Origin of the sequence: Synechococcus sp. CBW1004 (assembly GCF_015840715.1) — a bacterium.
GTDB lineage: Bacteria > Cyanobacteriota > Cyanobacteriia > PCC-6307 > Cyanobiaceae > Cyanobium.
Genome location: NZ_CP060397.1, coordinates 2,877,590 through 2,889,843, shown reverse-complemented (window position 1 = coordinate 2,889,843; position 12,254 = coordinate 2,877,590). Strand labels below are relative to the sequence as shown.

At 71.9% G+C, this 12,254-nt stretch carries 10 protein-coding genes and 1 pseudogene; 6 read left to right on the top strand and 5 right to left on the bottom strand.

The window, feature by feature from the left end; genetic code table 11:
- Positions 1-16: 16 nt before the first annotated feature.
- The 3 genes and pseudogenes from H8F25_RS17805 to H8F25_RS13700 all read left to right on the top strand — a co-directional run.
- A pseudogene (locus tag H8F25_RS17805) lies at positions 17-946 on the top strand (FAD-binding domain-containing protein); the annotation flags it as partial.
- A 723-nt stretch (positions 947-1,669) separates the two neighbouring features.
- Positions 1,670-2,941, top strand: coding sequence for a glycosyltransferase (locus H8F25_RS13705; protein ID WP_197210889.1), 1,272 nt, complete (start codon positions 1,670-1,672; stop codon positions 2,939-2,941).
- 200 nt (positions 2,942-3,141) lie between these two features.
- Positions 3,142-4,941: a methyltransferase domain-containing protein gene (locus H8F25_RS13700; RefSeq protein ID WP_197210888.1), complete on the top strand. Its 1,800-nt coding sequence runs from the start codon at positions 3,142-3,144 to the stop codon at positions 4,939-4,941.
- Positions 4,942-4,958: 17 nt separating this feature from the next.
- On the opposite strand, the gene H8F25_RS13695 is transcribed toward H8F25_RS13700, so the two are convergent.
- Positions 4,959-5,546: a hypothetical protein gene (locus H8F25_RS13695; RefSeq protein ID WP_231596853.1), complete on the bottom strand. Its 588-nt coding sequence runs from the start codon at positions 5,544-5,546 to the stop codon at positions 4,959-4,961.
- A gap of 271 nt (positions 5,547-5,817) precedes the next feature.
- Here H8F25_RS13695 and H8F25_RS13690 point away from each other — a divergent pair, with 271 nt between their 5' ends.
- Complete coding sequence (locus tag H8F25_RS13690) at positions 5,818-6,402, top strand: thioredoxin family protein (protein WP_197210887.1); 585 nt, start codon at positions 5,818-5,820, stop codon at positions 6,400-6,402.
- A gap of 78 nt (positions 6,403-6,480) precedes the next feature.
- Positions 6,481-7,716, top strand: a complete 1,236-nt coding sequence (locus tag H8F25_RS13685; protein WP_197210886.1) for a DegT/DnrJ/EryC1/StrS aminotransferase family protein — start codon at positions 6,481-6,483, stop codon at positions 7,714-7,716.
- A gap of 25 nt (positions 7,717-7,741) precedes the next feature.
- Here the strand turns inward: H8F25_RS13685 and H8F25_RS13680 are convergent, their stop codons facing one another.
- From H8F25_RS13680 to folK, 3 genes are read right to left on the bottom strand one after another with little or no spacing between them, the layout of a single operon-like run.
- Positions 7,742-9,247, bottom strand: coding sequence for an FAD-binding domain-containing protein (locus H8F25_RS13680; protein WP_197210885.1), 1,506 nt, complete (start codon positions 9,245-9,247; stop codon positions 7,742-7,744).
- Entirely contained in the window at positions 9,244-9,804 is a 561-nt protein-coding gene (locus tag H8F25_RS13675) for an NUDIX hydrolase (protein WP_197210884.1), read from the bottom strand. The genes H8F25_RS13680 and H8F25_RS13675 overlap by 4 nt, the downstream gene beginning before the upstream one ends.
- A gap of 55 nt (positions 9,805-9,859) precedes the next feature.
- On the bottom strand, positions 9,860-10,456 hold the full coding sequence (gene folK / locus H8F25_RS13670; protein WP_197210883.1) for a 2-amino-4-hydroxy-6-hydroxymethyldihydropteridine diphosphokinase: 597 nt from the start codon (positions 10,454-10,456) through the stop codon (positions 9,860-9,862).
- A 333-nt stretch (positions 10,457-10,789) separates the two neighbouring features.
- Between folK and H8F25_RS13665 the strand changes: the two genes are divergently transcribed.
- Positions 10,790-11,176 (top strand): hypothetical protein, encoded by a 387-nt coding sequence (locus tag H8F25_RS13665; protein WP_231596852.1) that lies wholly within the window; start codon positions 10,790-10,792, stop codon positions 11,174-11,176.
- 58 nt (positions 11,177-11,234) lie between these two features.
- On the opposite strand, the gene H8F25_RS13660 is transcribed toward H8F25_RS13665, so the two are convergent.
- On the bottom strand, positions 11,235-12,071 hold the full coding sequence (locus tag H8F25_RS13660) for a fumarylacetoacetate hydrolase family protein (protein ID WP_197210881.1): 837 nt from the start codon (positions 12,069-12,071) through the stop codon (positions 11,235-11,237).
- Between the last annotated feature and the right edge of the window lie 183 nt (positions 12,072-12,254).

Genomic DNA, 12,254 nt, shown 5'->3' with positions numbered 1-12,254 from the left:
GGCCGGACGACCGCGGATGATTCCGGCTCAGCTGGGAATCCCCCTGGGCCTGCGACAGGCTGGTTGCCAGCATTTCAAGCGAGCCCCGGGGACCCGGGCACCGGAGACCGTGGCCACAACAACCCCTGATCCGGTGTTGCCCGGCGGCCGCCGCGCCGCCGAGGCCCGCCTGGCGGCCATCGACCCGGCCCGCTACGCCGCCACGCGCAACCATCTCGACGGCGCCGTGACGCGGCTGTCGCCGTACATCCGCCACGGCGTGCTGACCCTTGCCGAGGTGCGCGACGCGGTGTTCGCGCGGCTGGAGGCGATGGGGGAGCGCGAAGGACCGCTGCAGGGGGAGCTGTTTTCCGACGCGGAGCCAGGCCGCCGCTGGAGTCCTGCCCAGCGCCGCGCCGGCGAGAAGCTGATCAACGAGCTGGGCTGGCGCGACTACTGGCAGCGGCTCTGGCTCCAGCTGGGCGACGGCATCTGGGAGGAGCGCGAACCCCTGAAGACCGGCCATGCGGCCGCCAGCTATGCCGCGGAGCTACCCTCCGATCTGGCCGCCGCCGCCACCGGTCTGGCCTGCATCGATGGCTTCGCCCGCGAGCTGATGGAGACGGGCTGGCTGCACAACCACGCCCGCATGTGGCTGGCGGCCTACGTGGTGCACTGGCGGCGGGTGCGCTGGCAGGCCGGCGCCCGCTGGTTCCTGATGCACCTGCTCGACGGCGATCCGGCCAGCAACAACCTCAGCTGGCAGTGGGTGGCCAGCGCCTTCAGCCACAAGCCCTACCTCTTCAATCGCGCCAACCTCGAGCGCTTCAGCTCCGGGCGTTACTGCGACGGCTGCCCGAAGGCCCGGGGTGGCGGCGCCTCCCGCGCCGGGGGCTGCCCGTTCGAGGCGAGCTATGAGGCCCTGCAGGCGCGGCTGTTCCGGCCCCAGGGCGCGGCGCCGGACAGCGGGACCCTGCCGGCTGACCGCGAGGGCATCCGCTCGCAAAGCGCTGAGGCTGAGCGCGGTGCCTGGTCGGGCGGTGGCCAGCGGATGGCCGGTTCCGGCAACGCCGGTGGGGCGGCCGGGGCGCCACCGGGCACTCCCGCCCTGCTGCGCCCCCTGGTGTGGGTGCATGGCGAAGCGCTTGGCCCCGCCAATCCGGCCCTGCGCGCCCATCCCGAGGCCCCGGCGCTGTTCGTGTTTGACCGCGAGCTGATCGCAGGACACACCGCCACCACCGGCGGCCGGACCAGGGCAGGCGACCGGGAGGTGGAGCCGGCACCCCTGGCCCCCGGGCGGCTGCGCTTCCTGCGGGAGTGCGTCGCGGAGCTGCCCGTGGAGGTGCGCGAAGGCGATGTGGCCGCCGAACTGCTGGCGGCCACTGCGGCCCACGGCTGCGATGGTCTGGTCACCAGCCGTGCGGTGGATCCGCGCTTCGGCGTGATCGCCGAGCGCCTGGCGGCGGCTCTGCCGCTGCGCATCCTCGAGCCGGAGCCCTTCGTGGACCTGCCCCTGCAGGGGCCGGGCTCCCCGGATCTGGGGCGCTTCAGCCGCTACTGGCGCAAGGCGGAGCCGCGAGTGTGGGGCGAGACGGCTCAGGGCTCCTTGAAGCGTGGGCGGCGGCCACGGCCGAACGCTGCCGGCAAGTGTCGATAGGTTGCAGGGGATGCCAGGCGCCCGGAGGGGCCAATGAGCCACTTCGGCCTGCTCTGCCCCGCCGCCAGCGGCCATCTCAACCCGATGACCACTCTGGGCCACGCGCTGCGTCAGCGCGGTCACCGGGTGACGCTGCTGACCATCGCCGATGGCCAGGCCAAGGCCCTGGCGGCCGGACTGGAGTTCGCCCCGATCGGAGCCTCCGAGTATCCCGAGGGCAGCACCAGGGCGCTGTTTGCACGCCTGGGGGAGCTGAGCGGCGCGGCCGCCTTCCGGGCCACCGTGGCCCATTTCCAGCAGGCCACGCGGGTGGTGCTGCGCGATGCGCCGCCGGCCCTGCGTCAGCTGGGGGTGGACGCCCTGCTGGTCGACCAGACCTCCTTCGGCGGCGCCAGCATCGCCCAGGCCCTGGAGCTGCCGTTCGTCAGCGTCAGCTGCGCTCTGCTGCTCAACCAGGATCCGGATGTCCCTCCGGTGAACACCGGCTGGCGCTACCGCCAGGTGTGGTGGGCACGGCTGCGCAACCGGCTGGGCTACGAGCTCCTGGGCCGGCTGGCCCGCCCGATCACCGAGATCGTGGTGGACTATCGCCGCCAGCAGGGTCTGCCGCCCCTGAGCGATCCCTCCCAGGCCTATTCCCAGCTCCTGCAGCTCTGCCAGCAACCGGCGGCGCTCGAATACCCGCGGCGGCAGCTGCCGACCTGCCTGCACTTCACCGGCCCGCTCACCGATCCGGCCAGCCGCGAACCGGCGCCCTTTCCCTGGGAGCGACTGACGGGCCAGCCCCTGATCTATGCCTCGATGGGCACGATCCAGAACCGCCAGCTGGGGATGTTCCAGACGATCGCCGCCGCCTGCCAGCAGCTCGATGCCCAGCTGGTGATCGCCCTGGGCGGGGGCTGCAGGCCTGAGGCCTTGCCGCCGCTGCCGGGATCACCACTCGTGGTGGGCTATGCGCCCCAGCTGGAGCTGCTGCAGCGGGCCGCGCTGACGATCACCCACGCGGGGCTGAACACCGTGCTCGAGTCACTGGCGCAGGGGGTGCCGATGGTGGCGATCCCGATCGCCAACGACCAGCCCGGCGTCGCCGCCCGCGTCGCCTGGAGTGGCAGCGGCGCCGTGGTGCCTCTGAAGCGCCTGTCGGAGCCGCGGCTGCGGCAGGCGATCGACAGGGTGCTGGCGGACGGGAGCTATCGCCACAACGCCCTGCGGCTGCAGCGGGCGATCCAGGGCTCGGGAGGGGTGCAGCAGGCGGCCGACCTGGTCGAGCAGGCGATCGCCACGGGCCGACCGGTGCTGCGCTGAGCCGGCAGCGTGCCTGGGCCAGGCGCCGTGTTGCCGCGGCGCCGCAAGCCTCATGGCTCAGGCCGCAGCGATGACCAGGGCTTCAGCCGGCATGGGCTGGCGCCGTGCTCTCCAAGACGCGCCGGCAGGAAGCCACCCGGCCCTCCTTCAGGCGGCTGGCGACGCGCCACACTCCTGCTGCAGCCCCAGGCATGGCGCCGATGCCCTCGTTCAAGAACCTGGAATTCGACACCTGGCAGCGCGGTGCCACCGCCTATGACCGGCTGTTCGGCGCCGTCACCCGCGCCGCCATCGCCCCGGCCCTCGAGGCCCTGGAGCTGCAGCCCGGATCGCGGCTGCTCGACCTCTGCTGCGGCACCGGCCACACCGTGGCGGCGGCCCTGCAGCGGGGCGTCGAGGCCTGTGGCCTCGATCTGGCGCCAGCGATGGTGGCCCTGGCCCGCCAGCACTGCCCAGCTGGGAGCTTTCAAGTGGGAGATGCCGAGGCGCTCGATGCCGACGAGCTGGGATTCCAGGCGGGACAGTTCGATGCCGCCTGCTGTCTGTTCGGGCTCAACCACCTGCCCGATCAGGAGCGCGCCGTGGCGCAGGTGCTGCGCCTCCTGCGGCCGGGTGGCCGCTTCACCTTCAGCATGTGGTGCCCGCCGGGCCCCTCGACGTTCCACACGCTGGTGCAGGAGGCCATCGCCGCCCATGGCCGCAGCGACCTGCCCAGTCCAGTGATGACGCCGGCGCCACGGCTGCGCTTCGGGGAGCCGCAAAGCTGTTCCGAGCTGCTGCTGGCGGCCGGCTTCGAGAACCCACGGGTGCATGAGCTGCCGCTCGCCTTCGAGCTCGACAGGCCCGAGACCGTGCTGGAGCTGGCTGCCACCTCACCGCGGGTGTCGCTGCTGCTGGCCCAGCAGAGCGAGGCCGACCGCCGCCGCATTGAGGAGGCGATCGTGGCGGGGGCACTGGCATGCCGCCAGGGCGCACGCATCCACCTGCCGATTCCGGCCCTGCTCGCGGTCGGGCACAAACCCGCACTCGATGACCCACAACACTCTGGTGGTGCCGCCCTTGCCTGTACGGGTAGGCAGACGCTCGCATCTGGGAGCCAGGGTTGGTCGCCCATGACTGAGCTGCGGAGCGACATTGGGTCATCAAGAACCCGTATGAGCGCCCCGGATCCGCCCCTGCCGCGCCCGCAGCCTGGCCCCGCCACCGCTGGCTGGCTGACACCCCGCAACTGGCGGCTGGAGGAGGGGTCAGCCGCTGCGGAGGCCCTGCCCGTCGGCGCCGATGCCCTGTCCACGGAGGCGAACGGCAGCGAACCGCCTTGGCTGCTGCTGCTCGACCGCCGCCAGCCCATCGGCGCGGATGTGCGGGCAGACCTGGCCGCCAGCCTGTCGGCCGCCGAACGCCAGCGCCTGCAGGCGTACCGCCTCGCCGACGACCGCGACCGCTTTCTGCTCGGCCGCGGCGGCCTGCGGCAGCTGCTGGGGCGCTGGCTGGACCTGGCGCCCGAGGCGGTACCGCTGGAGAGCGGAGCCCACGGGAAGCCCCACTGCCCCGGCGGCCCGGCGTTCAACCTCAGCCATTCCGGTGAGCTGATCCTGCTGGCCGTCCACGCGAGCCGGCCTGTGGGGGTGGATGTGGAGCGCCTGCGGCCCGAGCTGGACTGGCAGGCGATCGGCGGCCGGATGCTGCCGGAGCGGGAACGGCAGGCGCTGGAGGCCCTGCCTGAGCCCGAGCGCCCCGAGGGCTTCCTGGCCGCCTGGTGCCGCCTGGAGGCACGGCTCAAGGCCCGCGGCGACGGCCTGGCCGGGCTGGAGCGGCTGCGCAGCCAGGACGACATGACGTGCGGCGCGGCGCGAAACGGCGCGGAGGCGGCGGCTCTCCCGGGCGATCCCGACCGCCGCATCGGCGGCACCGCGGCGCCTTGGGAACTGCTCTGGGATGTGGCGGTGCCATCGGGCTACCAGGCCGCCGTTGCCCTCGCCCCGCTGCAGGCGTCCTGAGGGGCCAGCGCCACCCCTCACGGCCCCGGCGGCTCCGGCGGCAGCTCCCGATCAATCAGGTCCTCAGGGGTGAGCGGCTCGCCGAGCAGGCGCTTCTCGGCGCGGCGGATGGCGTTGGGATGGCTGAGCAGGTGCCGATCCTCCAGCTTCAGCGGCGCCGGCGGCCGGAACTCGGCGGCGGAGCGGGGCGGCTCGCTCCAGCGGAAGGCCCGTTCGGGGGCGACGCGGCGGCAGACGGAGGCGGCCAGACGCCGCAGCTGCCAGCGCACCTCTCCCCGCGCCATGGCCGCGTAGAACTCCGCGCGAGGTGCCCGGCCCGTGGCCCTGGGACGGGGTCCATCGCCACCGGTGAGGCGGGCCGCATCGGGATTCCAGCGGGGCCTGCAGACACCGGGCGAGGTGGTGTCGGGATCGATCCAGATCTGCAGACCCTCGCCGCCGGGCCGCGTCACCACCGCCAGGGCGTCATCGGGATGCTGGCGAGGCAGCGCGAACACCCGGCCGCTGCTGCGCCGCTCCGCCGGCTGGCAGCCCGTCAGGGCCAGCGCCGCCAGCAGCGACGCCGCCGGCAGCGCCCGCCGCACTCGGGGGTAGCCAGCCGCCACGATCCCGGCCGCGCCATTCCATCCCACCAACGGCCATTGCGAGGGCCTGGCTGCGGGCCCCGTTGGCGCAACCGACCAGCAGGCCCGGGGCCCCGGCTGCGGGGCTGTCCGGCTGCGGCGAGCCTGCGAGCCGTCGTGCCGCCCCCCATCCGGACGCAGCCTCAGCAACACGGAGACGACAGCGGGGGCGCGCACCTCGGAGGGCCTTCGGCTGCCGCCATGATCGGGGCCGTTCCCTGCCACCGTGCCCCGCGGCGGGGCGGTGCCCGCAATGGCCCTCACCCCCTCGACGATGCTGCCCCTGGGCTCGGCCCTGCCGCTGAAGCTGCTGCAGGAGCGGCTGACACCCGTCTGCGGCGGGCCGCTCGAGCCATCGCAGCTCGCTGCAAAGCCCGTGCTGCTGCTGGTGATCTGCCCGCACTGCCCCTTCGTGCACCACATCCAGGCGGAGCTGGTGCGGCTGGCGCGGGACTATGGCGACCGGGTGGCGATCCTGGCGATCAACAGCAACAGCACGCGCACCCATCCCCAGGACGGGCCGGAGGGGATGCGCCGGCAGGCCAGGGAGCAAGGCTGGAGCTTCCCCTACCTGCAGGACAGGGACCAGGCGGTGGCCAAAGCCCTGCAGGCGGCCTGCACCCCCGATCCCTTTCTGTTCGACGCCACGCACCGCCTGGCCTACAGGGGCCAGCTCGATGGCAGCCGCCCCGGCAACGGCATCCCCTGCGACGGCCGCGACCTGCGTGCCGCCCTCGACGCCGTGCTGGCCGGCGAGGCACCGGCCGCGGAGCAGTTCCCCTCGATCGGCTGCAACATCAAGTGGCATCCCGGCCACGAACCGGCCTGGGCCCGCTGAGCCGGGCCTGTGACCAGCCCGCCGAACGGTTCAGTGGGGACGTTCGGGAATCCTCACCTCAGCGGTAAGGTGGCCGCCATGCAAGTGCCCCCCTTCAGCCTCGGCGAGCAACTGCGGCAGCTCGGAGAGGCGCTCGATACCGCCGTGCTCGAGGTGCTGCGCAGCGGCCAGTACATCGGCGGTCCGACGATCGCCTCGTTCGAGAGCGCCTTCGCCGCCGCCACCGACACGCCCCACGCGATCGGCTGCAACAGCGGCACCGACGCCCTGATCCTCGCCCTGCGAGGCCTGGGGATCGGGCCCGGCGACGAGGTGATCACCTGCTCCTTCAGCTTCTTCGCCACCGCCGAGGCGATCAGCGCCGTGGGCGCCACGCCGGTGTTCGTGGATGTGGATCCCGAGACCTATCTGATCAACCTCGATCAGATCGAGGCGGCGATCACCCCCGCCAGCCGCGCCCTGCTGCCGGTGCACCTGTTCGGCCGGCCGGTGGACATGGACGCCATCACCGCCCTGGCCCGGGCCCATGGCCTAAAGGTGGTGGAGGACTGCGCCCAGGCCACCGGTGCCAGCTGGAACGGCCGGCCGGTGGGCAGCTGGGGCGACGCCGGCTGCTTCAGCTTCTTCCCCACCAAGAACCTCGGCGGTGCCGGCGACGGTGGCGCCGTGACCTGCCGCGATCCGGAGCTGGCCCAGCGGATCCGCGAGCTGGCGGTGCACGGCATGCCGCGCCGCTATCTGCACACCTCTCTCGGCTACAACAGCCGCCTCGATGCCCTGCAGGCGGCGGTGCTCAACGTGAAGCTGCCCCACCTGCCCCGCTGGGTGGAGGCCCGTGGCCGCATCGCGGAGCGCTACCAGCGGGAGCTGGCGGCGCTGGAAGGCATCCAGCTGCCGGCCTCCGGCTGCGAAGGCCACACCTGGAATCAGTTCGTGCTGCGGGTGCCCGCCTGCCTCGCCGAGGCCAGGGCCTGCAGCAGCGGCTGCGACCAGCCCTGCAGCCCCTCGGCCGACAGCGCCAGCTTCGGCCTGCCCGAGGCCTCCTGCCGCGACTGGCTGCAGGAGCGCCTGCGACAGGCCGGTGTGAACACGATCATCTATTACCCGATCCCGATCCACCGCCAGCCGGCCTACGCCGAGCTGGGCTACGGCCCGGGCTCCCTGCCGGTGACCGAGCGACTGTGCGCCGAGGTGCTGAGCCTGCCGATCTTCCCGGAGCTGGCCGAGGATCAGCAGCAGCGGGTGATCGAGGTGCTGCGCGAGGTGCTCACGCCTGCCGCCAGTGAGAGCCCCGAGGTGGTGGCGGTGGGCTGAGGCCCGTTGTCCTGGCCCGCCCCCCTCAACCCCGCGGCAACTGCGCATACAGCGCCTTGAAGTGCGCCTGCTGTCGCTTGTGGCTGACGATCGGCGCCGGGTAGCCGCGCCGTTCCAGCGGGGCGATCTCGCCGGAGATCAGATCGGCCGTGTTCACATGCTCCATCTCCGGCAGCCAGGTGCGGATGTAATGCGCCTCGGGATCGAACTTCGAGGCCTGGGTGGCGGGATTGAAGATGCGCAACGGCTTGGGATCCATGCCGCTGCTGGCGCTCCACTGCCAGCCGCCGTTGTTGGCCGCCAGATCGCCATCCACCAGCCGCTGCATGAACGCCCGCTCGCCCAGGCGCCAGTCGCAGATCAGATCCTTCACCAGATACGAAGCGACGATCATGCGGCAGCGGTTGTGCATCCAGCCGCATTCATTCAGCTGGCGCATCGCCGCGTCGATGATCGGCATGCCGGTGAGCCCCTCGCACCAGGCCTGGTAGCGCTTCTCGTCGTTCTCCCAGGGGAAATGGCGCCACTGGGGGCGATAGGGCCCGTCCGCCAGTTCGGGGAAATGGAACAACGCCTGCTGGTAGAACTCGCGCCACACCAGTTCCTGCTCCCACACCTCGATCGAGGCCAGAGCCTCTTCGGCGCCGCCGAGATCAGCTGCCACAGCGCGAGCCTGCTGGGCGGCCTGCCAGGCCTGGCGGGGGCTGAGCGTGCCGAACTTGAGCGCCGCGCTCAGACCGGAGGTGAACGCTTTGGCAGGAAAGTTTCGGCCCGGCTCATAGCCGAACAACGGGATGCCGCGGCCGCCGCCGCTCTCCCCGTCGCAGAAGGCCTGCAGCTGCTCCAGCGCCGCCGCCTCACCGGGCCGACAGGGGCACAGCGAGGCGCCCGCGAAGCGCGGGCCGAAGTCCTCGGCGGCGGGCAGCCGCTCCAGCCGCGGCAGGTTCTGCCAGAGGTCTGCGCGCTCAGCCGACAGGCTTTCGGGATCGATGTCCAGCAGAGCGCTGGGGGCGGGCCGGGGCGTCAGCTCGGCGGCGGGCCGGCCCGCGAGGTGTTTGCGCCAGCTGCGCAGATAGGGCCCATAGACGCGATAGGGGTCGCCGCCGCCGGTCCTGAGGAGCTCGGGCGGCACCAGCAGCTGGTCCCAGTCCGCCTGCAGCCTGAGGCCACTGGCCTTGAGGGCCGCCTGCACGCGCCGGTCGCGATCGCGGCCGTAGGGCTCCACATCGCGGTTCCAGGCCACCCCTTCGGCCCCAAGGGCTGTGGCCAGCCTCGGCAGCAGGTCCGCCGGATCGCCCTGCAGCAGCAGCAGCCGGCTGCCCGCCTGCCGCCAGCGCTCGCTCAGCTCCAACAGGCTCTCGCGCAGGAACCACAGCCGCGCCGGCGCCATATCCGGATCACTGAGAATCGCCGGATCCAGCACGAACACACCGGTCACAGCCGGGGTGACGGCCGCCAGATCGGCCAGGCCCAGGTTGTCGGCCAGGCGCAGATCGCGGCGATGCCAGAACAACCAGCGGGATGAGCTCACAGCCCCAGCAGCTGCTTGGCCCGCAGCCAGGCGGTGATGCTCTTGCCGTCGAGGTATTCATCGCCGCTGGCCAGCGCCGCATCCAGATCGGCGGGCTCCATGTGCAGCACCTCCAGATCCTCGTCGTCGTCGCCGGCGGGCTGCTCCTGCAAGGGGGTGAGCTCCCGTGCCAGGAACAGGTGGATCACCTCGTCGGAGTAGCCGGGGCAGGGAAGCATCGCCCCCAGCGGATCCCAGCGCGCGGCGCTGTAGCCCGCCTCCTCCTGCAGCTCGCGCTGCATCGTGCTCAGCGGCGTCTCGCCCGGATCGAGGGTGCCGGCCGGGAACTCCAGCAATCGCGCCTGCACGGCGAAGCGGTACTGGCGCAGCAGCACCACCCGGCCGTCCTCGAGCACCGGAACCGCCAGGGACGCGCCGGGGTGGCGGATGATCCCGAAGGTGCCCTGCACCCCCATCGGCAGCTCGATGCGGTTCACCTCGAAGCGCAGCTTGCGGGCCTCGAGGCTGGCGGTGGTCTCCAGGTGGCGCGAGGGCTCAGGGGCGGGCAGCGGCGCCATCGGGGAAGGATGCAGCACTGCCGGCCAGCTTGGCGCAGGGCCGCCCCCGCCGGGCTCACTCCGGCCAGCCAGGCCGCGGCGCCAGCCGCTCGGGCGGAGGCTCACCCCCGGCGGTCAGCAGGTCCGCCAGGCGATCACCGCAACAGCGGGGCAGCTGATCCGGTAAAGGCGGCACCAGCGCCGGATCGATCGCTGCCAGCGGCGCCAGCACGAAGGCCCGCTCGGCCAGGCGCGGATGGGGCAGCTCCAGCTCCCCCTGCCGACAGACGTGCTCGCCGCACCAGAGCAGATCGAGATCAAGCAGCCGCGGCCCCCAGCGCTCGCGCCGTTCCCGCCCGAAGCGGCGCTCCAGCTCCTGCAGCTCCAGCAGCAGCGCCAGCGGATCCGGGTCGGGCCGCACCCCCTCCAGCAGCGCCACCGCATTGAGGTAGTCGGGCTGATCGGGAGGACCACCCACGGGCGCCGTGCGGAACAGCGGCGACCAGCGCAGACGCGAGGAAGGCGCCACCACAGATGAGACCGCCAGCGGCGTCAGGAGCTCCGCCAGCAGCGGCCGCACGGCCACCAGCATGGCGGCGGGATCACCCAGGTTGGCTCCCAGGGCCACCGCCAGCATGTCGGTTCCGGGTGCCATCGGCGGCGGCACAGTCATCCCGAACTCAGATCCGCTGGCCCTATCCCAGCATCGGGAGCTACTGGGGGGCAGACGGCGGCAGGCAACTGGGACAACCCAGTACCGACGGTGGAACTGAGTCATGGGGGCTCTGCGCATCCCCTCCCTGAGATCCACCGATGCCGCCACCCACCAGCGCCTCTGCAGGAGCAGACAGCGACAGCGAGCCGCCCTCAGCACCGCCAGAATCGAACCCATCTGTGCGTCCCTCGCCTGGCCTTGATGCCCATGGCCCCCTTCGCCTCGACCGGCCCGGCCTCACTCAGGCCCTGAGTGGCCTTGTTCTCGGCCTGATCGCCCTGTTCACCTCCTATGACCACATCTCACTCGGCGGCCACCGGATCCCCCTCCAGCAGCAATGGGGCATCGTTTTCATCCTTGCCTCGGTGGCGACAATTTTTATCGATGCTCAATTGGCGACGCGATCCCGATTACGAGCGGCGCATGAACGCCTTGCGGATCGACAGAGAGCGGATCGAGAACGATATTGTGCAGGTCGAGAAAGAAATCGGGCGGATCGAGAACGAGATCTTGCAGATCGAGAAAGACACCGAGCAGCTGAGGCAAGAGAACGTCAGGCTGAAAGCCTCGAACGCCAGAGCGAGAGCCTTGAACGCCTTGATCAGGCAGCGCTGCTTTCCGCCCGTGTCCAGCTCGATCCCTCAGCCGCCAACCGGGAGCGTCTCCAGGACTTCCTGACCCTGATCGAGAGCATGCGCCCCCCAGTGGACGAGCCCCTCTGAACCCAATCCCCCACTCAGGGCGACCAGGGACTGACAGCCGCAGCCTCCTCGGCCACCACCGGGTTCTCCAGGCGGCCGATGCCCTCGATCTCGATCGCCACCGCATCGCCGGGCCGCAGCCAGCGCGGCGGATCGGCCGCCATGCCGACACCGCTGGGGGTACCGGTGAGGATCACGGTGCCCGGCAGCAGCGTCGTGCTGCCGCTCAGAAAACTGATCAGATCCGGCACATCGAAAATCATGTCGTCGGTGTTGGCGTCCTGCACCAGCTCACCGTTCAGCCAGGTGCGCAGGCTCAGGGCATTGGGATCGGGGATGGAGGCCGCTGTGGCCAGCACCGGGCCCAGGGGCGCAAAGGTGTCGAAGCTCTTGCCGCGGCACCACTGGCCGCCGCCCAGCTCGGGGCGCTTCTGCCAGTCGCGGGCGCTGACGTCGTTGGCGCAGGTGTAGCCCAGCACGCAGGCCAGGGCCTCCCCGCGGCTGACGTTCCTGCAGGCGCGGCCGATGACCACCGCCAGCTCCCCCTCGTAGTCCACCTGAGCGCTGGGGAGGGCGGTGGGCAGCTCGATCGGTGCCCCGGGATGCTGCACGGTGCCGGGGGACTTCAGGAACAGCACCGGCCGCTGCGGGATCGGTGAGCCGAATTCCAGGGCATGGCGGCGGTAGTTGACGCCGATGCAGAGGATCGCCCGTGGCTCCAGCGGCGCCAGCAGGGTCGCCACCTCGGCGGCCTGGCCGCTGGGCCTGAGCTCGCCCCACAGGTCGCCCTCCAGCCGCTCACGGCCGCCGTCGGCATGCCATTGGCCGAGGTGAACGGCGCCATTCGGATCGCTGTAGCGGAAGAGATGCATGGGGGGAGAGCCGTCGCGTACGGCAGGGGATCTCGTCAGGGCAAGCCTGCTGCGGCCCTTCGGTCGCCGCATGGCCATGCTGCTCGCATCAGGGCGCATGCCAACGCCCCGGGCGTGATCGAGCGAAGCGCAGTCGCCATCTGCAGGCCAGCACGGCAGGCACAGCGCCAGGCCGTTCAGCCC